The sequence below is a fragment of the Arthrobacter sp. ISL-95 genome, assembly GCF_018613695.1.
Classification (GTDB): domain Bacteria; phylum Actinomycetota; class Actinomycetes; order Actinomycetales; family Micrococcaceae; genus Arthrobacter.
This window is the reverse complement of record NZ_JAGGPR010000003.1, coordinates 494966-516892: the sequence shown is the minus strand read 5'-3', so window position 1 is coordinate 516892 and position 21927 is coordinate 494966. Positions and strand designations below refer to the sequence as shown.

The following is a 21927-nucleotide window of genomic DNA, read 5'->3' as shown; positions in this document are numbered from 1 at the left end:
GAGCCTCTTTCCTTGTGGGATGTGCGGGGTCATGCATTCAGGGTGTACGTGACTTACTATCAAATTGCTAGTGAAACGAGCTTTACGCTTATCGAAGGAATGCCGGATGGACGCGCAAGGCCACGCACAGGGTTATTGGTACGGCAAAGACCCTGGTCAGAAGGCCATAGCCATTGACGTGCTGAACGCTTTGCGGGATTACCGCGCCTCCGAGCAGGCGATGCGGCGGAGGACGCGTTCGTCCATGGGCATGGGCGAAAAGGACCTTCTGGCGCTGCGCTATTTGTTCGAAGCCGAGGCCGACGGCAAAGTGATGAAGCCGAAGGATCTGGGCGACAAACTCGGTATAACCTCAGCGTCCATGACAACCCTGATCGACCGGTTGGTTGAGTCCGGCCATATTCGGCGCGAACCCCACCCCACTGATCGCCGGGCATTGATTCTGAAGGCAACACCGGGCTCGGACCAGGAAGTCCGGCACACTTTGGGCGGGATGCACCGCCGGATGCTGGACGCGGCCTGCGCATTGAGCCCCGAAGATTCCCGCGTGGTGGTGGAATTCCTGCAGCACATGCGCGAAGCACTGGACACCATCGATGAAGAGTCTGAAGCCCCTGCAAACCCGGCAAAGTCTGAAGACCCTCGGGATCCCGCAGCCTCATGACGTGAGGCTCCACTGCAGGATGAAAATGAGCGTCACCAAAAATCCCGAACCGTAGTTGAGCCAGATGAACAGCCGCCATGCCACGTTGGTGCGCGCCGCCGTCGTATCCGCCACGTTCCAGTACGGGGCACAATTGACGATGTACGGGACGGCGATGATCGCCGCGAGCGGCCCGGGCCACGGTGCGGCCAGCATCGCAAGGCCCGCAACAAGCCAGAGTCCGACGGCGAGCCTCACCGTGCGGCGGGCACCGATGACAGTTGCTATGGAGCCGATGCCGGCCTGACGGTCGGGTTCGATGTCCTGGACGGCGCCGAAGGCGTGCGCGGCCATGCCCCACAGGAAGAATGAGGCCAGGAGGATCAGCAGCCCGGACGTCACGTTGGCGCCGGCCAGCGCCAAGCCCACGACGGCGGGACTGACGAAGTGCGTACTGGACGTCAGCGAGTCCAAGACCGGGCGTTCCTTGAAGCGGAGTCCTGCGACGGAGTATGCCACCACGGCGAAGGCGCTCACGGCCAGGCTGATCCATGCAGCCGGCCCTCCCGCGAACGCCAACACCAGGAGGAACGGAATGTTGGTGATCGCCGCGAGCCACAGCATGGGCCGGTGGAGACGTGGCTGAAGCAGCGCGCCTTCAATGCCGCCCTTGCGCGGATTCTTGAGGTCCGACTCATAGTCAAAGACATCATTGATGCCGTACATGGCCAGGTTGTAAGGGATCAGAAAGTAGAAGGTGCATAAGATCAATACCCAGTCGATGTCCCGGGTGGTGAGGAGCATGGCCGCTGCAAACGGGTAGGCGGTATTGACCCAGCTGACCGGTCGCGAGGCGAGCAAAGCCTGGGGGACGAGCCCTTTGAGGTTCGGGCGGGAGCGGGAACTGGAACCGTTAGGCTTGCGCGTCAACCACATCCACAGTCCGGGCAGTGCCACGGCGCCTGCCAGCGGGTAAGCGAAGTCCTCGATAGGTGCCAGGGCAATTTTGAGGCCAAGAATGTGTGAGGCGTCGTAGTGGAACAGCTCCATGCCGATCATCACGGAGTCGAACACAGCCGTAAGGACAGCCAGGGCGGCGAAAGCGAGACCAACGGCTTTCCAGTGTTTGCGGGCTTCGCCGGGACGGGCGCCTTGGCGGGCAAAGATGACGCCCGCGACCACTGCCGCGGCGATGAAGGCGAGCGCGAGCCACAGGTAGGTCATACGGTCTCACGCTCTTTTTCGCTGCGTTTGGCCGGGACGAGGTCAAGCATCCGCCGCGCGCCCGTGTAGAGGACCATGGTGCAGAGCACCAGGAAGAGCAGGAACACGGGTTCCTCAAGGGGCAGTTCGGGTGCGAGCAGCAGCCCCGTGGCGATGGTTCCTTCGCCGCGCAGGAAGATCCCCAGCCCGATTCCGGCCAGGTCCCACCCGAGCAGGAACAAAACCCCGACGGCGGTCACGATTGCCGCCGCTTTGGCGTCCCGCCAGAAGAACAGGCGAAAACGGTGATCGAGCAGGAGCATGCAGCTGATGCCCAGGAGCAGCGAGGCCAAGTAGAGAACACCCATTAGCCAATCCTGCTAGTTACAGGCCTCGCAGTGGTAGGGCCGGTACTGTGATCGCCGCGGATCCGCTTCAGGACCAGTTCGGCGCTGATGAGGCACATGGGCACGCCAACGCCGGGAGCTGTGGTGGCGCCTGCGTAGTACAGGCCGCGAACCCGCTTGGAAGCATTTTGGGCCCGGAACATGGCGCTTTGCTTCAGGGTGTGTGCCGGTCCCAGCATGCCGCCGCGCCACGAGTTGTAGTCGCGCGCGAAGTCGGCCGGACCGATGGTGTGCCGGGCCACCACGCGTTCGCGGAGATCCGGGATGCTGGCCCACTGGGCGATCTGGTCAATGGCGGCGTCGGCCGTCCGTTCGATCAGGGCATCGCCGCTGCCGTCGGGTCCACCTGCTCCCAGCGCGGGATCGGCGGGGATGGGGACCAGGACAAAGAGATTTTCATGGCCCTGGGGTGCGACGCCAGGGTCGGTGGCGCTGGGTTTGCAGACGTAGATGGAGGCAGGATCCGGGATGCTTGGATCGTCACCGAAGATCGAGGCGAAGTTGTCCTCCCAATCGCGGGTGAAGAACAAGGAGTGGTGGGGAAGGTCCGGTAGCGAACCCTTCACTCCCAACATCACCAGGACTGCGCCGGGCCCACTGGTACGGCTCTGCCAGTACTTCTTGTTGTAGCTCCGGTCCCGGACGCCGAGTAGTTGAGTTTCCGTGTGATGCAGGTCGGCGCCGGAGACCACCTGATCGGCAACGCTGTAGTGCTCAGCCCCGGAGTTGTCGCGCCACTTGACGCCGGTGACTTCCCGGCTGTCTTTGCCGGTAAACCGGGCGGTGAGGTTCAGGCCGTCAAAGCGCCCCGGTTTCTTGGGGTGCGCCGCTTCACGGGTGGTGATCTTGAGGGCTTCGGCCCCAGTGTGGATCCTGACTCCGGCGTCGAGGGCCAAGGCTTCCAGGCGTTCAACGAGTGCCCAAAAACCGCCCATCGGGTATTGCACGCCATCGCCCAGATCCAAAGCACTCATCAGGTGGTACATCGCCGGAGCAGCAGAGGGGCTGGTCCCCAGAAAGACCGCCGGATAGCTCAGCACTTGTCGAAGCACTGGATGCTGAAACCGCTGGGAAACGTACTTGTCCAGTGGCGTCAGGAGCAGCTGGGCGAGCTTGGGCAGGCTGCGCATAACCTCCGGTTGGAGCAGCGCCTGCAGTTTGGTGAACGGGTTGTAGAGGAAGAACCGTTCAGCCATCTCCGTAGTGTGCTGTGCCGAGGCCAGGTAGGACTGGAGTTCCTTGGCGCTGCCGGGCTCAACTCGTTCGAAGGTATCCAAAACATGGTTACTGCCAAGGGGGATTGTCAGCGGGTCCGGCCGTACGCCGTCGTGGTTTGGTTCGCTGAAGAGGCGGTACGCAGGACTGAGCGTGCGTAGATCCAGCTGTTCAGCGGTGCTGGTGCCGAGCAGCTCAAAGAAGTGATCGAACACGCCGGGCATCAGGTACCAGGAGGGGCCGGTGTCCCATCGGAAGCCGCCCCGTTCGAGGCTGCCGGCGCGGCCACCCACTTGATCCCGCTGTTCGAGGAGTTGGACCTCGTGCCCTTCGTGTGCGAGGAGTGCGGCGGTGGCAAGCCCAGCGATGCCACCGCCGATCACTACTGTCCGGGTCATCGGTGCAGCTCCATCCAGGTTGAGGCGACAGCGCGGGCCGCGAGTCCGGCTTTTACCGCATCCGGAACACGGACACGGGAGCGGTAGAGCTCGTCCACCGTGGTCTGTTCAATCCTGTCCGTCAGTGCCTGGAACAGTGCCGAGGCGCTCCGGACGGCAGCGCGGGCGTCGGGCGGCAGCAGGGGAATGACGGCGTTGGCATCGTCCAGTTGCGCACGGATGGTGCCGACCCACTCCATGCGGTCCTGATCCTCAAGATGGTCCGAGGTGCCCAGGTAGCTGCGGCCCAGGCGGGTGGTGTCATCGGCCAGGTCCCTCAGGAAGTTGATGTTCTGGAAAGCAGCGCCCAACCTGCCGGCGCCGTACTCCAAAGCCGTGGTGTCGACGTCGTCCATCTTCTCGTCCCGCATAAAGACCCGCAGGCACATCAGCCCCACCACCTCAGCGGAACCATGGACGTAACCTTCGTGGGCGTCCGCGTCGAAGCGCAGCGGAGCTGCCGGAGCTGCGCTGTGCTCGCCCAGGTCCATGCGCATGGAGTCAAAGAACGGATCAATGAGCGAGTGATCGATCCTTGCGGTGCGGGCTGTCTGAGCGAAGGCGTGGATGATGAGGTCGCTGCTGTAGCCGAGTTGCACGGCCCGGTGTGTCTCGTCAATGAAGTGGGTCAGGGCGTTGCACTGCTCCTGGTAGCTCAGGCCGGCTTCCGCCGTCACGCCGTCAACGAGTTCGTCGGCCACCCGCACCAGGGCATAGATGTTGCGGACGTGCTGGCGGTGCCGGGAACCCAGCAACCGGCAGGCCAGGCCGAACGAGGTGGAGTACGCGGAAATGACCTGGTTGGCGGCACGCTCGGCCGTGCGCGTGAAATGCGTAAACGAGGTATCCGTGGCGACGCTCATGACTGCCGTCCCTCCAGCTGTCCCGCGAAATCGAGCATCACGTTGCGCACGCTTGCCGGGATGGTGCCGGTCAGTTGATTGTTGACTGCCTGCAGTTGTTCCTCGATGAGGCCTTGGACAAATGCCTCCGCCCCGCAGTCGGTGAGGTACCGGCGGACATGCTCGCCGTCTCCGACGCTCAGCTCAGGCTTGCCGAAGAAGGGCTCGATGTCCGGCCATGCGATGGTGGTCCGTGCATGGGCGATGATGGCCGTTTCCTTGCCCTCGCGGAGGTCGGAAAAGGGATCCTTGCCGTGGCGGCGAGGATCCCCGAAGGTGGACAGGAGGTCGTCCTGGAGTTGAAAAGCGAGGCCAAGATGCCTGCCGGCTGTTGCGAGCGCATTCTCGACGGCGAAGTCGGCGCCTGCCAGCGTAGCGGCGGCGCGCAGGGGGAGTTCAAAGGTGTACGTGGCCGTCTTGTAGCCACACATCACCAGGATGGTTTGGAGATCCGGGGCAATGACGCCATCGCCCAGGCCAACATCCAGTTGCTCGCCCGCTACGGTCTCGTTGATGGTGTGTTCCAAGAGGTCCAGCAGCCGCAGGCGAAGCTCGTGGGGGAGATCTGCCCGGGCAAAGGACTGGTGTGTGGCCGCGAGGAGCATGTCGCCCATCAGTATTCCCCCGGTCTGGGCCCAGTGAAGGCCGCTCCCGGCGCGGGAGTTTTCGCCCGCTTCCGCGAGGAGGGAACCGATCAGGTTGGGGTGCCGGCGGCGGACGAGGTCGCCGTCGATCACGTCATCATGCAGGAGGAAGGCGTAGTGCAGGAGCTCGATCGCAGCGGCGATGCTGATGGCGGTTTCGCGTTGGCGTGTTTCCGTGGAGCTGTTCCCATGGTGAGCCTGATGGGCCTGCTGATCCTCGTGGGTCTGCTGCAGGGCGTCGTATGTTTCCATGAGCAGGAGGGGCCGAACGAACTTGCCGCCGAGGACGTTTTGCCCGGCGAGCGCCCAGAGCCTGGCGAAGTCCGGGCCATAGGTGGTCGCTGCACTGGCCCTCTTGCCGATCAGCCCGCTGAGCTCGTCTTCGATCGCGGTGCAGAGATCTGTCCGGCTGCGGACGGTGCTTGAGGTGATGGTCATGCTTCCGCCCCGGCTTGGAGCGGCAAAGCGCCCGCGTCACGTAGCTCCGGGAATTGCAGCCCAAGCCATGGGCTGAACGCGGAGGGTGTGTGCTCAAGGGCCTCGGCGAGCAACGCGGGTGAGATCCAGGCCCAGTCCGCAACTTCTGCGGGGTTGGGCTTCAAGACTCCGGTGATGCGCGCTACGTAGACGGGGCAAACTTCATTTTCTACGATCCCGGTGGGGTCTACCGCCCTGTAACGGAAGTGGGGGAGGACTAGTTCGATCCGGATGGCATCGACCCCCAGTTCAAACTGTGCCCGCCGTACGACGGCATCCTCGAATTCCTCACCGGGGCCGGGGTGGCCGCAGAAGCTGTTGGTCCACACGCCGGGCCACGTCTTTTTCTCGGGTGAACGGCGGGTCAGGAGAACTTCCCCGGCGTCGTTGAGCAGGTAGCAGGAAAATGCGAGGTGGAGGGGGGTGTCCAGTGTGTGCACTCCCGCTTTGGGGGCTTGCCCAATGGGCGTTCCGGCGTCATCAAGGAGGACCACCATCTCTGTCGCGTTCATCTTGCGCCTACCTCCACACCTTGATTCTGCCGAAACCCAAATATTGCTAGACAGGCTAGAAGAAAGGCTACCATGTAGGAAGTTAGGTGTAACATACCAAACATGTCCAGATCTGAAGAGATACCAGAAGAAGCCGGTACTCCGGTTTCTGGCGGCATCTATCATCTGGACGCCAACGATCCCCATGAGGAACTGGTGGATCGCTCCGGCCTTACCGCGGCGGACGTAGAGCAAATAAGCGAGCTCATGGCAGCCCTGGCAAGGCTGCGCGAGGCAGAAGAACGCCTCTCCGACGCCTCACTCAGGTACATGAAGCTCAACCAATCAGACATGCGGGCTCTGCACTACCTGATTGTCTGCGCTAACCACGGGGTCATTGCCACCCCGGGGGCAATAGCCTCCCGGCTGCACATCTCGACGGCGTCAACCACCAAGCTGCTCGACCGGCTGGAACGTGCGGGCCACGTCACACGACACGCCCACCCTTCCGATCGCCGCGCGCTCGCCATCGCCATCACTCCCGAAACGCACGCAGCCGCCATGAAGACCGTCGGCCGCCAACAAGCCAAACGGTTCCTCGCGGCAGCACGCCTCACCCCCTCCGAGCGGGAAACGGTCATGCGCTTCCTGGATGACATGGCGCGGGAAATTGAAGTTTCTGATGAAGCATGGGCGGGTTCCGGGACGTAGGCGTCGGTTTAGCGCAGAACGCGGGCTAGTACAGGAAGATTGGCAGCCAGTCCCGGTTGTGCGCATGAACCAGCGCGAGGAACAGCACGAAGTCGAAGAGCAGGTGCACGGACACCACGTACGTGAAGGACTTGGTGAGCTTGAACGTGTAGCCCTGAAGCAGGGCGAAGGGGAATGTCAGCAGCGGACCCCACGACTGGTAGCCGATCTCCCATAGGAACGAGGAGAAGACCACCGCCTGCAGGAGGTTGGCCAGCCAGTCCGGAAAATGTTGGCGCAGCAGGGTGAACGTGGTGCAGATGAAGAAAAGTTCGTCCCAAATTCCCACTGCGTTGACGCCCAGGAAGAGCCGCCAGAAGATCTCGGGATCCGAAGCATCCGGCCAGTTTTGGTAGACGCCCGTCCTGATCAGGTACACCGGCAGGATGAAGTACCCGAGTGCAACAACACCGATGAGATAGAGCTTGGCCGCCAGGGGCCACTTACGGCCCGTATTCACCGGGAACTTGATGATGTCTTCGCGGTACGCGAACCGTGACACCAGCCAGGGCACCAGCACGGCCAAGGCCAAGGCGCCGCCCATGAGCGCCATATGCTCTGTGCTGAGGTCGGCGTTGAGGGGTACCAGGCTGAAGATGGTCATGCCTGCTGCGATCAAGGCGAGATGCCGCATTAGTCGGTGGTCGATGAACGCTGCGGTCGCCACGCTCGCCACCAGCAGGCCATAGCCGAGCAGCCCGTTGCCCAACGCATAGAGCGGCACGCCGGACAGGGAAAGCAGGGCCGCCGGCAGCAGCTTCCACGTCAGTACGGTCCGGGGTAATTCCCTTGCCATGGGTGTCACCCCTCCAGCATGTCAGGGCTTACCGTCCGGCAACACGTTTTCCCTCGTGAGAAAGTCATCGCAGTGTCTCAACTGCGCCGATTCCTCTGTAAGATTCGTGACAGGGCCCACACGTTTTACGCGTCGGCTCCGTCATGGCTGGCTTTGCCAGTGGGGGACACACAAAGGAATAACTATGGCTCAAGACTCGGGCTCTTCTACACCGGAAAGTGGCAGCTCACCGAAGGGTGACGCTGCGGAGTCACCGGCCGGCGAAGACATGACCATGCGCGAACAAGTGCTGGACATCATCGAATCCATCCTTGCCGACAGCGATGCCCGGAGCGAAGGCGTCAGGAACAACCTTCGCGCGCTGCTTGATGCACGCCCCGACGATCCGGAGCGTGCTCTGTTGGAGCACTTGCTGGAGACCCGCAAAACACCGGGCTCAACCGTCAAGGTCCCGGTCCAGCGTGAAGCTGCCAGCCTGCATCTGGAGTCTTCGGACATAGCCCGGACCGTATCCGTCCCCGTCAGCCACGAAGTCCGCGAAGGCATCCAGTCCATCCTTGCAGACAAGCTCCTGCTGACGGCTTTCCAGCCCGTTCATGCGCTGCCCGGCGGCGAGGTGGTGGGCGTGGAGGCGTTGACCAGGTTCGTGGGTGAAGACGGCGCCGGAGCCGACGTGTGGTTCAACGAGGCCGCGGCAGCCGGTTTGGGCACGGAACTTGAAATTGCCGCGCTGCATTGCGCCCTCACCGCAGCCAATGACGTTCCGGAACGGATGTCCGTTGCGCTGAACCTCACTCCCGCAACGTCCAGGGACCCCCGCGTGCGGAACCTGTTGGCTGCGGCGGCGCTCGCCCCGGACAGAATCATTGTTGAACTCACCGGCAGCTTGGACGCCGTCGGAGCTCAAACCGGCAACGACGGGCTGGGTCCTCTGCGCGCCTTGGGATTGCGCCTGGCCATCAGCGCCTCCGGAGCCGCTTTGGTTTCCATGGAACGGATTGAGCAGCTGCGGCCGGACATTATCAAGCTGGATAGACACTTGATTGAAGGAATTGAAAGCAACGACGGGCAAAAGACCCGAGCCATGGCCATGGTGGAGCTCGCGCGGGAAATCGGCGCGGACATCATCGCTGAAGGCATCGAAACAGCTGCCGAACTTAACGAAGTCACCGCCTTGAAGGTTACGGCGGCCCAGGGGTACCTCTTGGGGCGCCCTTCCGTTCGCCCCCTGGATTGGTCCGCATGGAGTATCCGTGCGCAGACGGAGGCACAGCCTGCAGGCTAGCCGACTGCCCGGCATTTGGGTGACTCGCGTAAAGTAGCATGCGGGGGTTTTTCGGTCCCAAGAAAATCGGGGACTGCTGAGGCAGGAACCCACCTAGCCAGGAAGTTCTTCGTTGATGGACAGTTTTTTCAGTATGCTCGCGGATATTCGCGATAAAACAATCCCAGCGAGGTTGGCGGCACGCATCAACTCTCCGCGAGGCCTTTTGTGGGGCTTCGTGGTGATTCACCTGGTATTCCTGGTTTTCGCCGCCGTGCTTTCGTCGCGCGGGGAGGCCTTCAGCGACACCTTCATCTACCGCGAATGGGCGCTCGCAGGATTCAACGACGCCAACCTAAGCGGTGGACCCAGCCCCTGGGTGTACCCCATCCTGGCGCTGATTCCCATGGGCTTGGCAGCAGTTGCCGGCCCCGGCCCTTTCTTCTTCCTGTGGGTCCTGCTCACTACGCTGCTGAACGGTTGGGCGGTGCTCAAACTTACTGACCGCGGCCGCCGGCAGGAAGCAATTCCGGCTGCCTGGTGGTGGCTGGTCTTCGTCTTCCTCATGGGCTGGTTGGGGTTCGCCCGCGTTGACGGGCTGACTGCCCCCATTGTCCTTGTGGCCCTTGTCTACGGCGCCACGCGGCCCTTTGTGGCATCGATCCTCCTGAGCGTCGCCACCTGGGTGAAGGTCTGGCCCGCAGCCGTCCTGCTGGCCCTGTTCGCGGTGGTCAGGAAACGCCTGCATGTTGTGGCGGCAGGAATTGCGACGACGGCGGTTGTAGTTGGGCTGGCCGCGGCAGTCGGTGCCGTACCCAAGTTGCTGAACTTCCTGACACAACAGGGAGACCGTGGCATGCAGCTCGAAGCGACCTTCACCACGCCATGGCTGTGGTTGTCGGTCCTCGGCGTAGGGGATTCCCGCATGTACATGAACACCGACATCAATTCCATGCAGGTTGATGGACCCGGTACGGCAGTCATGTCCGTGCTGATGCAGCCTCTGTTGCTGCTGGCCGCGGCCGCCGTCGCCGGTTTGGCCTTCTGGGCACTGCACCAAGGGAAGCTCAACGGAGGTGTGGACTGCACTGAACTTCTCCTTTCGGGAGCACTCACCCTGGTTACCGCCTTCATCGTCTTCAACAAGGTGGGTTCACCGCAGTTCATGGTGTGGCTCGCTCCTGCCGTGGCTGTGGGGCTTGCGCACAATTGGAAAGAGTGGCGCGTTCCGGCCACCATGCTGATAGTGATCGCGGTTGCCACCTACTTCATCTATCCGCTCTTCTACGATGCGTTGAGCCACAACAATCCTTGGATGGCCCTGGTCCTGACTATCCGTAACGTATTGCTGGTGGTCCTCTTCTTCTGGTCAGCGCGCCGCTTGTACTCGCTGGGCCGTAAGCCATCCGTGGTCACTGCACCTGCGGGCAAGGAGCACTAAGATTTCCGCGACGTTCTTTGACCGGCTGGTCCGTATCCGCAGCCGGGTCCTGCCCTCTGCCGTCGTAGCGTGGTTTGCGCGCCCCTCCAGCGTGTGGTGGGGATTCGCCGCGGTCCACTTCTACTTCCTGTGCTGGATGGCGTCCTTCTTCCTCAGCGGCAACACCTTCAGCGACACCGAGCAGTACCGTCAGTGGGCCATGGAGGGTTACAACCCGGAGAACCTCAGCGGAAAAATCAGTCCCTGGGTTTATCCCGTGCTGGCCCAGATTCCCATTTTCCTGGCAGGGATCGCCGGCCCGGATCTCTACCTGCTGATGTGGACCCTGGGGATCACCGCCCTCAATGCGCTGGGCCTCTGGTACCTGACGCGCGGCCCCCGGCGGGTCACCGGGATTGCGCCCGCATGGTGGTGGCTGTTCTTCACGGTGTTCATGGGATATCTCAGCTTTGCCCGCGTTGAGGGCATCACAGCCCCCATCGTGTTGATCGCGTTGATCTGCGCGGCCCAAAGGCCCGTTGTTGCCTCAGTTCTGTTGAGCATCGCGACGTGGATCAAAGTGTGGCCGGCAGCTGTGCTGGCACCCATGATCATCGCTTCGAAGAACAGGCTGCAGATGGTCGCAGCCGGGGCGGGCGTCACCGCCGTCGTTGGCCTTGGAACGTATCTGGCTGGTGGCTTCAGCCACATCCTGGACTTCCTGATCAACCAGGGTGAGCGTGGCATGCAACTTGAAGCCACGTTCTCCACGCCTTGGGTTTGGCTCAGTGTCTTCAACATTGCCGGCTCCAGAATGGCGGACAACACGGCCATCAACTCCACAGAGGTTTACGGACCCGGCGCCGAGGTTGCCGCGTTCCTGATGCAGCCGCTGCTGATAGTCGCCGCGATCGCGGCAGCCATCCTCCTGATCCGTGCACTCAGGCGTGGAGCGGAGCGCGAGGAACTGTTCCTCGAGGGCGCATTGATGATGACTACGGCCTTCATCGTGTTCAACAAGGTGGGCTCGCCGCAGTTCATCATCTGGCTGGCCCCTGTGATCATTGCCGGCCTGACGCACGACTGGAACCGTTGGAAGGTCCCGGCCGCCTTGCTGATGGCCATCGCCATGACCACGTTCGTGATTTATCCACTGTTCTACACCCCGCTCATCCACGCCCATCCGGTCATGGCCGCGGTGCTTACCACCCGGAATGTCCTGCTGGTGGTACTGCTGTGGTGGTCGGTGCAGCGGACCGTCGAACTGGGTCGACGCGTAAACCGCGACGACGCCCCGGTGGTCCCGAAGGCGCTCTAGCGTCCCAAGCCGCTCTAGCGGATCGTCGGAGGGCGGTGGAGCAGGCGACGGTCAGTCTGCCCCACCCAGCGCGATAGCTTGCCTTGAACCAGCAGCCTGCGGGTGTGAATGTCCAGGAACACCAGGTAGAACGCGAACAGCAGCGCTATGGCGAAGGCCAACGAGGACAGATCCACGGAGACCTCCACGAAGGACCACACTGAGAGCTGGTCCTGCGCTCCGAACACCACGAAGAAGGTCACGCCCACGTAAAGGCACCTCATCTGCCAGTCGTCCCTTATCCCCGTGACGGCCAGGAAGGGCACGAACCACAGGATGTACCAAGGCTGAATGATGGGGGAGAGCAGCACGATCGCCGCGAAAGCAAGTGCCATCCTGCGCACCACGCGAGAATGGTCTCCGCGGAACATCAGCACCAGGACCAAGGCCACTGCGCCCCACTTCATGGCGGCTCGCAGAATGTCCGCCATCGCGTTGCCGGGAAGCCCCAAGGCGTTGCCGAGGAACTCGATCTGCTGGCCAATGAAACCCGACGGGGAGTAGCCCGTGAAACCGGGGGTGGGGTCCGTGATAGCCCACGCCCAGCCCAGGCCCAAGCCGTAAGGGATGCCGCTGATCACCAGGACAGCGAAGCTAATGCTTGCCGTTGCTGCCCAGATTCCGAACTTACGCGGCCAGGAAGCGCCGGCACCTGCCCACATGAGGCCGATGAAGGGCAGCAACAAAATGGTGGCCGGTTTGATCCCGATGGAAAGTGTGACCAGCAGGATGCCCAGCAGCGGCCGCTTGGTGGCGGCGAAGTAAGTTCCTGCCACGGCGAAGCCCACCATGATGGCGTCGTTGTGGGCGCTGGCCACGAAGCTGATGAGGAAGAGTGGATTAGCAACCGCAATCCAGAGCGCCCGGGCACCGTTGATGCCGTGAAGCTCCGCGAGCTTGGGTACGTAAATAACGCACAACAGAACCCCGCCTGCGGCGAGCAGCCGGAACAGCAGGACTGATACGTCCGGCTGGGCACCCGTGATGGCAACTACGGCGTGGGCCATCCACAGGAAGTACGGCCCGTACGGAGTTCGGGCTTCCGCCCACGCCGGGTCCGCGCCCAAGGCGAACCAGTTGTTTAAAGCCGAGATGCCGACGTCGTAAGGGTCCTGGCCTTCCATCATCAGCCGGCCTTGGCCTATATATGCGTAGACATCACGCGAATACACGGGCACGGCGAACAGCAAGGGAAGGGACCAGACCGCGATCGCAGTCACGATTGGCTTGAGGGAGCTCCCGTCCCAACTCCCCATCCGTTGGCCAAGCCGCAGCCAGGAGCGAACCAGCACCATGGCACCTACCGTCAGCAGGACGGCGGAGACCGTAACGCCCCAGCCCTCAGTGCGCAGGGCAATGACTATGGGGTGGCGGATCATGGGGGATCCGTTGGCGATCCAGCCGATGCCAATGGACCCTGCAAACATGAACAGGGAACCGAGGAACCCCTGCAAAATGGCGGGATAGGTTACGGGTTTTGTTGCCGGTGTTGCTGGTTTCGGGGCCTTGGTGGCAGTAGAGGAAAGCTGGCTGGCTCCGGTTGAAATCTCTGGAAGTGGACTGGGGGTACTGCCTGCCGTCATGACTGCTCGGTCCCCCCACTCACGGTATGGCGCTCCGAAGAAATGAAACGCGGATTGAAGCCGAAGAGCTTGTACTTGCGGCAAGTGAAATTTTAGCGTCGATCCAGCCAACACCACCACAGGCGCGGCAAAGGGTGACGGACTCCATAATCATGGAGGGCCATGCCGCGTGATATTCCTCGGGTTTCATGACTGATACGGGCCACTCCCAAGGCCGGGAGCTATATATGCCCCTGGAGGCATACCGGCTCCGAACACCGGACCGGGCTCCGGCCGTTTGGGGTGCCGGCCGTCGTCCGCGTTTCGCTGGGTAAGGCGACGAACCACCCACGGGAACAAATGCTCCCGGGCCCAGACCATGTCGTCCGCCCGTGCCTCACGCCAGTTGCGCTCGGGCAGGGCTTTTGGGGCCAATGGTTCCAGGGTATGTGGCACACTGAGGGCATCGAGCACCATGATGGCAATAGTGTGCTGACCCAGCGGGGAAAAGTGCAGCCGGTCTGCATTCCACATGCGGTGGTCCGTGAGCTGGCGCAGTGCCCAGAGATCGGCGATCAGCGCATCATGCCTGGCGGCAATGACGCGCATGTCCTCGTTGAAGATGGCCACCTTGCCGCGGGCCAGGCTCAGCACAGGGGTGGCACCGAAGTCCGGCCCCGTAAAAAGCAGGATGGTTGCACCGGTTGCCGCGAGTTTTTCCACCCCTGTATCCAACTCGAGGGCAAGTTTGTCCGGATCGCTCCTGTGGAAGAGCAGGTCGTTACCGCCCGCGTTGAGGGTGATCAGATCAGGTTGCAGCTCAACAGCCGGACCCACCTGCTCGTCGAGTATTTGGTGAAGAAGCCTGCCACTGATCGCCAGATTGGCGTAGGCGAAATCATCGTGACCGGCGCTCAGCTCCTCCGCGACCCGGTCCGCCCAACCACGGAGGCCGCCGGGGCTCCGCGGTTCAGGATCACCCAAACCTTCCGTGAAAGAATCGCCCAACGCCACATAACGGCTCCACGGGTGCAGTCCAGTCTTGAAGCTACCGGAACCGCCCCCGGCCGAGCCATCCGCATAGTAGTGGGCGTTCATCTCCCCATAGTGCGCTTATGAGGCCTGCTGCGCCATGGGCGGCCTCGCCGAAACAACTCAGCGCAACAACCCCACGGGCGGCGAGCATGGCACTGAACTTCACGTACCGTGCTTTGGAGGACTAGACGATAGGAAGGACCAGCAACGAACCGCTGGCGGTCGCTACCACCTTTCCACTCGCATCCGTCACAGTGCCTTCCGCAAAGGCGACGCGATTGCCGGGTTTCGTTACGACCCCTACGCACTTCAGCGGACCGGAGCCTGCGTGGACGGGACGAAGGTAGTTCACTTTGATTTCAATCGACGTGTAGCCAACGCCCTGCGGGAGCGTGGTCTGGACGGCGCAACCCAAAGCTGAGTCGAGCAGCGTGCATACGAGGCCGCCGTGCACAGTCCCCAAGGGGTTGTAGTGGGATTCATCCGGTTGACAGGTGAACGTTGCTGTTCCCTGGTCCACCTCCACCAGCGTCATGTTCAACAGCTCATTCATGAGCGGCGGAGGCAGGGTATTGCCCATCATGGACCGCAGGTATTCCAGCCCGCTCATGCCGGGCATGGCAGCCACGCCATCTGCCGGATCCTGCCAGGTGATGACTCGTTGACGCTCTGTCACTGGTACACCCTTCGATAGGTGGGTTGCGTGACCGATGGAGCCGATGCCCTGCATCAGAGTGTAGTTGGCTGGGATTGCGGCGTAGTCACCACGTAAATACCCGACGCCGGGACACTTGCCGGCAACGGTTGGGTACGGTTTCCCTATGGCAGCATCCCAGAAGCGAACAGATTCCGGCTCCACCCTGCTGACTGTCATCATCGCGTTCGTGGCGAACGCACTGGTGGCCGCGGCCAAGTCGGTGGCAGCCGCCTTGACAGGTTCCGCCTCGATGACCGCAGAAGCGGCGCACTCTTGGGCTGACACCGGCAACCAGGTGTTCCTCTTCATTGCGGAGCGTCGCTCGCAACGCCCCCGGGACAAGAACCATCCCATGGGGTACGGCCGCGAAGCATATGTATGGTCGATGTTCGCCGCGTTCGGACTCTTCACCGCAGGGGCAGTGGTGTCCATCATGCACGGCATCCAGGAGATTATTGAACCGGAGCCAGCATCGGACTTCGCCATCGCGTATGTAGTGCTGTCGCTGGCTTTTGTCTTGGAGGGCTTCTCCTTCATCCAGGCCTTCCGTCAGACCCGTAAAGCGGCCCGGGAGCTGGAACGCCGGACCTTGGAGCAGGTCTTGGTGGGCTCCGACCCCACCCTGCGCGCCGTCTTTGCCGAGGATGCTGCCGCATTGATTGGCCTGGTGGTGGCCTTCCTGGGCGTGTTCCTGCATCAGGTCACCGGATCACCACTGCCGGATGCCGTGGGCTCAATCATCGTTGGTGTTTTGTTGGCGATAGTTGCCGTGGTGCTGATCGACCGCAACCGCCGGTTCCTTGTGGGTCAAGGTGTCACGCCGGACATTGAACGGTCCATGGCGCGGCGGCTCCTGGAACATCGGGACATCGCCCGGCTGACCTATCTCCATCTGGAATTTGTGGGTCCCCGCAAGCTGTACCTTGTGGCGGCAGTGGACCTGCAGGGCGATCACCCGGAACACGAAGTCGCCGTGGCTTTGCGCAGGATCGAGCGCGAACTCGAAGACCACCAGACCGTGGAAGAGGCCGTGCTGACACTGGCCACTGCGGACGAAACCGCCTTGTCTCCATAGCCGGAACCCGCCCTAGGCTCCCATCAACCGTTGCATCTGTTCCCCGGCGTCACTCCCCGGCGCCGGGGTGTAGACCACAAGGTGCAGGTCCGGCCTGTCCGAGGGCGAGACCTGGTGGTGTTCCATCTGCAGCACGCCAACTGCGGGGTGGTGGAACTGGCGCTCGCGGGACTCAAAGCCAAGGATGTCGTACCTGTCCCAGCTTTCCTGGAATTCGGGGCTCGCCTCCTTGAGCCGCTCCACTTGGTACTCCACATCGGGGTCGCCCAAGCGCTGCCCCGTTTCGGCCCTGAACTCGGCCAGGAAGCGTTTGCTGGTGACGTCCCAGTCAGGGAGAAGGTCGCGGATGAAGGGGTCCGTGAAGACCAGCCACAAAAGGTTCCTGTCGGCGGCGTCGAACGTTCCGATGTTCGGATATAGCGCCTCATAGGCGCGGTTCCACCCGGCAATGCCCCAATCCGGGGACAAAGCGTAGGAGGGGTTGGGGTCCAGAGCGTCCAAAAGCCGCTGCACATGAGCGGGAGCATCGGCCGCGACGGGCCCTTTGGGTAAGGCAGATGAATAGCCGCCCAGAGAAAGCACGTAACTCAGCCCAGTGTCCGAAAGATGCAGCGTGCGGGCCACGGCCTCAAGCACTTGCCGGGACGGACTGATGTCCCGGCCCTGCTCAAGCCACGTGTACCACGTAACGCTGACCCCTGAGAGGAACGCGATCTCTTCCCGCCGAAGGCCGCGCTCGCGGGAACGTCCCACTGGCGGCAGGCCGTAGTCGGAGCGAAGGGCTTGGTTTCGGCGGGTCCTGAGGAAGAGTCCCAGTTCCTTGCGTCTCTCATCTTTCACGGACTCAACACTATTACTCTGGTACTTTCACTACTAGTAGCAGCGCCGTCTTCCGCCGGGCGTAGAACAACAGCAGGATGGTATTCATGCCTGCACTTCGCTCCAGAACAGTTACCCACGGCCGCAACATGGCCGGAGCCCGCGCACTGCTGCGTGCCTCCGGTGTTGCCAACACTGACATCGGCAAGCCGATCATTGCCGTGGCCAACTCCTTCACCGAATTCGTCCCCGGCCACACCCACCTGGCTCCGGTAGGAAGGATCGTCTCCGACGCGATCCTCGCCGCCGGCGCCGTGCCCCGCGAATTCAATACCATCGCCGTGGACGACGGCATCGCCATGGGCCACTCGGGCATGCTCTATTCCCTGCCGTCGCGCGATTTAATTGCCGACTCCGTGGAATACATGGTCAACGCCCACTGCGCCGATGCCCTGGTGTGCATCTCCAACTGCGACAAGATCACCCCGGGCATGCTCATGGCGGCGCTGCGCCTGAACATCCCGGTGGTGTTCGTCTCCGGCGGTCCCATGGAGGCCGGCCGCGTAACCCTGACCGACGGGTCTGTGCGCTCCCTGGATCTGGTTAACGCGATTTCCGACGCCGTGGACGAATCCATTTCCGATGAAGACATCAACCTCATTGAAGAGAACGCCTGCCCCACGTGCGGTTCCTGCTCGGGCATGTTCACCGCCAATTCCATGAACTGCCTCGCCGAGGCGATCGGCCTGGCCCTGCCGGGCAACGGCTCGGTGCTGGCGACCCATACCGCCCGCAAGGCGCTGTACGAGAAAGCCGGTGCCACCGTCGTCGAGCTCGTTAAGCGTTATTACGACGACGACGACCACTCTGTACTGCCGCGTTCCATCGCCACGGCCGAGGCTTTTGACAACGCCATGGCACTGGACATCTCCATGGGTGGTTCCACCAACACCATCCTGCACCTGCTGGCCGCAGCCCAGGAAGCGGGCGTGGAGTACGGCCTTGCCGAGATGGACGCCAAGTCCCGCCAAGTACCCTGCCTGGCAAAGGTGGCTCCGAACGTCGCCGGGGATAAGACCTATTACATGGAGGACGTGCACCGGGCCGGCGGCATCCCCGCGCTGCTGGGTGAGCTGAACCGCGGCGGCCTCCTGCACAAGAACGTCCACTCCGTGCATTCCAATGACCTGGACGGATGGCTGGACGACTGGGACATCCGGGGCGGCAAGGCCACCGAGGAGGCGCAGGCGCTATGGCACGCGGCTCCCGGTGGCGTCCGTTCCTCCACCGCTTTCTCGCAGTCGAACCAGTGGACCTCCCTGGACACCGACGCTGAAGGCGGCTGCATCCGTTCCGTGGAGCACGCTTTTTCCAAAGACGGCGGCCTGGCTGTGCTGCGCGGCAACGTTGCAGTGGACGGCGCCGTGGTGAAGACCGCCGGGGTGGACGAGTCCATTTGGATCTTTGAAGGTCCGGCAGTTGTGTGCGAGTCACAGGACGAAGCCGTGGAGAAGATCCTGAACAAGACCATCAAGGAAGGCGACGTAGTGGTCATCCGCTACGAAGGCCCCAGAGGTGGGCCGGGTATGCAGGAAATGCTCTACCCCACCTCGTTCCTCAAGGGCCGCGGCCTGGGCAAGAAGTGCGCCCTCATCACGGACGGTCGCTTCTCCGGCGGCACCTCAGGCCTGTCGATCGGCCACATCTCCCCGGAGGCTGCCTCCGGCGGGGCCATCGCCCTGGTGGAGAACGGGGACATCATCAGCATCGACATCACACAGCGCTCCCTCCAGTTGCAGGTCTCCGACGAGATTCTTGCCGAACGCCGCGAAAAGCTCGAAGTCAACGGCGGGTACAAGCCGAAGGACCGCGAACGCCACGTCTCTCCTGCGCTACGCGCCTACGCCGCGATGGCGCTGTCCGCAGACAAGGGCGCCGTCCGCGACGTCTCGCTGGTGGAAAACCTCTAAGTTCTGCCAGAACAAAACATCGACCTGCCCGGATGGGCAGGTCGATGTCTCCGATAGAGACCTGGGTTAGTTGATGGCTGCCTTCAGTTCCTTGGCGGCCAGTTCGGGATCTGCAGCGCTGTAGATCGCGCTGCCTGCGACGGCGACGTCCGCGCCGGCCAGTTGTACGGATGCAATGGTTCCAGCATTCACGCCACCTGCCACTGAGAACGGGACGCGTGCTTCCTCGCCTGCGTTGAGCAGGCTGCGCAGGTTGTAACCCGGCTGTGCCTGCTCATCAAGGCCTGCGTGGAACTCGACGAACTTGGCACCCAGCAAGCGGGCTTCCTTGGCGCGGGATACTTTGTCCGCCACACCGATCAGGTCCACCACAATGCCCTTGTTGTGCGCTTTGGCGGCCTTGACCGCGCCGGCAATGGTGGAGTCATCGGCCGTGCCCAGGACCGAAACCAGATCCGCTCCAGCCTTGAATGCGATATCGGCTTCGAGCTCGCCGGCATCCATGGTCTTCATGTCGGCGAAGACGATCTTGGTGGGGTGGGAGTCCTTAATGGCGGTGACGGCGCTCAAACCGGCGGCCTTGATGAGGGGCGTGCCGAGTTCGATGATGTCCACGTGCTCAGCCACTTTGCCGGCGAGTTCAAGGGCGTCCTCGACGGTGAGGAGATCCAGTGCTACCTGAAGTTTCATGGGGTTCTTCTTTCTTGTGGAAGGTTTCGTTTGGAACGGGTGGTGCGGGTTCGGGTGGTGGGGCTTTGGGGTGGTTACTCGAGGTTGGCGTGCCGCAGCCAGAGCTGTTCGGCGGGCTCATCGGTGTTCTCCCAGAGGGTTTGGAACACTGCCTCGGTTGCAAGGAAAAGGGATTGCTCAAACAGGCTGCCGGAGTATTGGCTCGAAAGACTGGAGCCGTGATCGGTTTTCTGTGCGGCGGGGATGATCAGCAATACATCGGCCAAGCCGGCAAGGGGTGATTCCGGGTTGGTGGTCACCGCAGCGACGTCCGCACCGGCGGCGAGGGCTGTTTCCGCTGCCTTGACCACGCCGGAGGTGGTTCCTGATCCGGACGCGACCAGCAAAAGGTCACCGGAGGTGATGGCAGGCGTGGTGGTGTCCCCGGCTACATGGACCGTCAGGCCCAGGTGCATCAGGCGCATGGCTGCCATGCGGAGAACCAGTCCGCTACGGCCGGCGCCGGCCAAGAAGACGCGTTCGGCCCCGCGGATCCTGCCCGCAAGGACTGCAAGCTGGTGGACGTCGATCGCGTTGGTGGTGCTCGCTATTTCGTCTTGGATGAGTGACAGATTGAGGGCCGCCTGCGCCGGTGTTTCGCTCAGGGAGGGCTTTTCTACTACAGCGTCCACACTCTCTCCTTCGGTTGCCGTGGTTTGCTTCTCTTCAAGCTTGGTGCAGTACCGGGGTGGGTGGAACGCTGTTTTGGGATGGCTTTTCCTACCCCTTTGGGTAGTTCGTGCTCCTACATGGCACGTATGCTGGCTGGATGCAGAACTGGACACTCCTCCACTCCATCGGCGATCTTGCTGCCGCGCCGCTGAACCGCATCGCCGAGTCCCTCCGCAACGCCACCCTCCCGTTTGTCCCCAGCAGCGCCTTGGTCATCTTTACCGAGGACTGCACTGGGCGGCCCCAGAAAAAGGCGGGTGACGAAAGTGTGGTCAGCCGGGTGTCCATCACCGAGCTGGACCGGCTGAGGTCGGTGATGCCGGGCGAAGACCCGTGGCGTACTTCTGCGATCATCGCCGGCCAGGAGCGGGAAGTCCTCGCCCTGGGCTACGCGCCCAGCCAGGCGCTGTTGGTCCTGACCGATCCTTCACTGGCCGGGGGAGAGGAAGGGGAAGAGGCCCTTCGTCTTCTCAGCTATCTTTGGCGATTAACCGCCCGACGCATCCAGGAGAAGGTAACCGACGCGCCGCCGTCGTACCTTCTGGAATCGCGGGCTGCGTCCGCCGAGCGGATCCGTGTGACCGCTGAGCTGATTGACCAGCACTCCACCACTCTCGAAACGCTGCTGGCGGCCCTGCGGTCAACCTCCATGGATGACGCCGCGGCCCGCACCGCAGTGACGGACCTCGCCGTCAAAGCCTTGGTGGACTTGCGGACGGTCAGCGATCGCACCAGCGATTTGGTGGAGGAACCGGTGGCGACGGCGTTCGAGCGGCTTCGCGAGGACCTTCGGCCATTGATGCACTTCAGCAACATCGACATTCAGTTCATCGAGCCGCCCGCCAACGGGCGTGCACTTCCTGGCGAAGTTGCCCACGCTGCCCGTGCCGTTGTTCGCGGGCTTGTGTTGGCTATCGCGGAGCAGCCGGACGTCCGCCGCGTGCGTGCGCAGTGGGACTGCGACGGTGAGAACCTGCTGATCAACGTGCGCGATGACGGTCTTGGTGCCCTCACCTCGGACTCGCCCAGCATCGCTCGGTTGCAGCAGCGGGTGCAGGCGGTTGACGGACGGATGTCCCTGGACGTGATGCAGGGCTGGGGCGCGGATATTTCCGTGGTGCTGCCGCTGGATCCACCTGCGGCGCCCGTGGGTGACGTTGCCGTCTGGGATCTGGCGCCCCGCGAGCTGGAAGTACTGCAGTTGCTCACCGCGGGGCAGCGGAATCGGAGCATTGCCGGCGCTCTCCACATCAGCGAAAACACGGTGAAGTTCCACATCCGGAACCTCTTCCGGAAACTCGACGTGCGTTCCAGGACCGAGGCGATTGCGCTGGCGCACTCGGCAGGCCTCCGATAGCGGTC

At 62.6% G+C, this 21927-nt stretch carries 21 protein-coding genes; 8 read left to right on the top strand and 13 right to left on the bottom strand.

The genetic code is table 11. The annotated features are described in order from the left end of the window. The first annotated feature begins 106 nt into the window (after positions 1–106). Positions 107–664 (top strand): MarR family winged helix-turn-helix transcriptional regulator, encoded by a 558-nt coding sequence (locus tag J7I86_RS04740; protein ID WP_214816167.1) that lies wholly within the window; start codon positions 107–109, stop codon positions 662–664. Here the strand turns inward: J7I86_RS04740 and J7I86_RS04735 are convergent. From J7I86_RS04735 to idi, 6 genes are read right to left on the bottom strand one after another with little or no spacing between them, the layout of a single operon-like run. After that, positions 659–1867, bottom strand: coding sequence for a prenyltransferase (locus J7I86_RS04735; RefSeq protein ID WP_214816164.1), 1209 nt, complete (start codon positions 1865–1867; stop codon positions 659–661). The two genes, J7I86_RS04740 and J7I86_RS04735, sit on opposite strands and share 6 nt — an antisense overlap. After that, positions 1864–2214 (bottom strand): lycopene cyclase domain-containing protein, encoded by a 351-nt coding sequence (locus tag J7I86_RS04730; RefSeq protein ID WP_214816162.1) that lies wholly within the window; start codon positions 2212–2214, stop codon positions 1864–1866. Before J7I86_RS04730 ends, J7I86_RS04735 begins: the two co-directional genes overlap by 4 nt. Beyond that, a complete protein-coding gene (gene crtI, locus J7I86_RS04725; protein WP_214816159.1) occupies positions 2214–3866 on the bottom strand; it encodes a phytoene desaturase family protein in 1653 nt (550 codons plus the stop codon). Before crtI ends, J7I86_RS04730 begins: the two co-directional genes overlap by 1 nt. Continuing rightward, positions 3863–4768: a squalene/phytoene synthase family protein gene (locus J7I86_RS04720; protein WP_214816156.1), complete on the bottom strand. Its 906-nt coding sequence runs from the start codon at positions 4766–4768 to the stop codon at positions 3863–3865. The genes crtI and J7I86_RS04720 overlap by 4 nt, the downstream gene beginning before the upstream one ends. After that, on the bottom strand, positions 4765–5889 hold the full coding sequence (locus J7I86_RS04715; RefSeq protein ID WP_214816153.1) for a polyprenyl synthetase family protein: 1125 nt from the start codon (positions 5887–5889) through the stop codon (positions 4765–4767). The genes J7I86_RS04720 and J7I86_RS04715 overlap by 4 nt, the downstream gene beginning before the upstream one ends. Beyond that, positions 5886–6440, bottom strand: a complete 555-nt coding sequence (idi, locus tag J7I86_RS04710; protein ID WP_214816150.1) for an isopentenyl-diphosphate Delta-isomerase — start codon at positions 6438–6440, stop codon at positions 5886–5888. The genes J7I86_RS04715 and idi overlap by 4 nt, the downstream gene beginning before the upstream one ends. Positions 6441–6542: 102 nt before the next feature. Here idi and J7I86_RS04705 point away from each other — a divergent pair, with 102 nt between their 5' ends. Then, on the top strand, positions 6543–7130 hold the full coding sequence (locus J7I86_RS04705; RefSeq protein WP_214816147.1) for a MarR family winged helix-turn-helix transcriptional regulator: 588 nt from the start codon (positions 6543–6545) through the stop codon (positions 7128–7130). Between the two features lie 25 nt (positions 7131–7155). On the opposite strand, the gene J7I86_RS04700 is transcribed toward J7I86_RS04705, so the two are convergent. After that, positions 7156–7965, bottom strand: coding sequence for a CPBP family intramembrane glutamic endopeptidase (locus J7I86_RS04700; protein ID WP_214816145.1), 810 nt, complete (start codon positions 7963–7965; stop codon positions 7156–7158). Between the two features lie 184 nt (positions 7966–8149). Here J7I86_RS04700 and J7I86_RS04695 point away from each other — a divergent pair, with 184 nt between their 5' ends. The 3 genes from J7I86_RS04695 (at position 8150) to J7I86_RS04685 (ending at position 11967) form a co-directional block, all read left to right on the top strand. Then, the gene (locus J7I86_RS04695; protein ID WP_214816141.1) at positions 8150–9250 is read left to right on the top strand and encodes an EAL domain-containing protein; all 1101 of its coding nucleotides are present in this window, start codon (positions 8150–8152) and stop codon (positions 9248–9250) included. A gap of 115 nt (positions 9251–9365) precedes the next feature. Next, positions 9366–10670 (top strand): glycosyltransferase family 87 protein, encoded by a 1305-nt coding sequence (locus J7I86_RS04690; protein WP_214816138.1) that lies wholly within the window; start codon positions 9366–9368, stop codon positions 10668–10670. A gap of 136 nt (positions 10671–10806) precedes the next feature. After that, positions 10807–11967 (top strand): glycosyltransferase 87 family protein, encoded by a 1161-nt coding sequence (locus J7I86_RS04685; RefSeq protein ID WP_309476665.1) that lies wholly within the window; start codon positions 10807–10809, stop codon positions 11965–11967. Positions 11968–11981: 14 nt separating this feature from the next. On the opposite strand, the gene mptB is transcribed toward J7I86_RS04685, so the two are convergent. The 3 genes from mptB to J7I86_RS04670 form a co-directional block, all read right to left on the bottom strand. Further along, the gene (mptB, locus tag J7I86_RS04680; RefSeq protein ID WP_214816135.1) at positions 11982–13589 is read right to left on the bottom strand and encodes a polyprenol phosphomannose-dependent alpha 1,6 mannosyltransferase MptB; all 1608 of its coding nucleotides are present in this window, start codon (positions 13587–13589) and stop codon (positions 11982–11984) included. Positions 13590–13775: 186 nt separating this feature from the next. After that, positions 13776–14666 carry an SGNH/GDSL hydrolase family protein gene (locus tag J7I86_RS04675; protein ID WP_214816132.1) on the bottom strand — a complete coding sequence of 297 codons (891 nt, stop codon included), beginning with the start codon at positions 14664–14666 and terminating at the stop codon, positions 13776–13778. A gap of 121 nt (positions 14667–14787) precedes the next feature. Further along, entirely contained in the window at positions 14788–15279 is a 492-nt protein-coding gene (locus J7I86_RS04670; protein ID WP_309476664.1) for a PaaI family thioesterase, read from the bottom strand. A gap of 145 nt (positions 15280–15424) precedes the next feature. Between J7I86_RS04670 and J7I86_RS04665 the strand changes: the two genes are divergently transcribed. Then, positions 15425–16375: a cation diffusion facilitator family transporter gene (locus J7I86_RS04665; protein WP_214816128.1), complete on the top strand. Its 951-nt coding sequence runs from the start codon at positions 15425–15427 to the stop codon at positions 16373–16375. A gap of 12 nt (positions 16376–16387) precedes the next feature. Here the strand turns inward: J7I86_RS04665 and J7I86_RS04660 are convergent, their stop codons facing one another. Beyond that, positions 16388–17215, bottom strand: coding sequence for a helix-turn-helix transcriptional regulator (locus J7I86_RS04660; RefSeq protein WP_214816125.1), 828 nt, complete (start codon positions 17213–17215; stop codon positions 16388–16390). Positions 17216–17301: 86 nt separating this feature from the next. Between J7I86_RS04660 and ilvD the strand changes: the two genes are divergently transcribed. Then, the gene (ilvD, locus tag J7I86_RS04655; RefSeq protein ID WP_214816122.1) at positions 17302–19164 is read left to right on the top strand and encodes a dihydroxy-acid dehydratase; all 1863 of its coding nucleotides are present in this window, start codon (positions 17302–17304) and stop codon (positions 19162–19164) included. Positions 19165–19230: 66 nt separating this feature from the next. Here ilvD and hxlA read toward each other — a convergent pair whose 3' ends face one another. Continuing rightward, on the bottom strand, positions 19231–19854 hold the full coding sequence (gene hxlA, locus J7I86_RS04650; RefSeq protein WP_214816120.1) for a 3-hexulose-6-phosphate synthase: 624 nt from the start codon (positions 19852–19854) through the stop codon (positions 19231–19233). Between the two features lie 74 nt (positions 19855–19928). Further along, a complete protein-coding gene (gene hxlB, locus J7I86_RS04645; protein WP_214816116.1) occupies positions 19929–20525 on the bottom strand; it encodes a 6-phospho-3-hexuloisomerase in 597 nt (198 codons plus the stop codon). A 137-nt stretch (positions 20526–20662) separates the two neighbouring features. On the opposite strand from hxlB, the gene J7I86_RS04640 reads away from it, so the two are divergent. Further along, positions 20663–21922, top strand: coding sequence for a response regulator transcription factor family protein (locus tag J7I86_RS04640; RefSeq protein WP_214816114.1), 1260 nt, complete (start codon positions 20663–20665; stop codon positions 21920–21922). Positions 21923–21927: the final 5 nt, after the last annotated feature.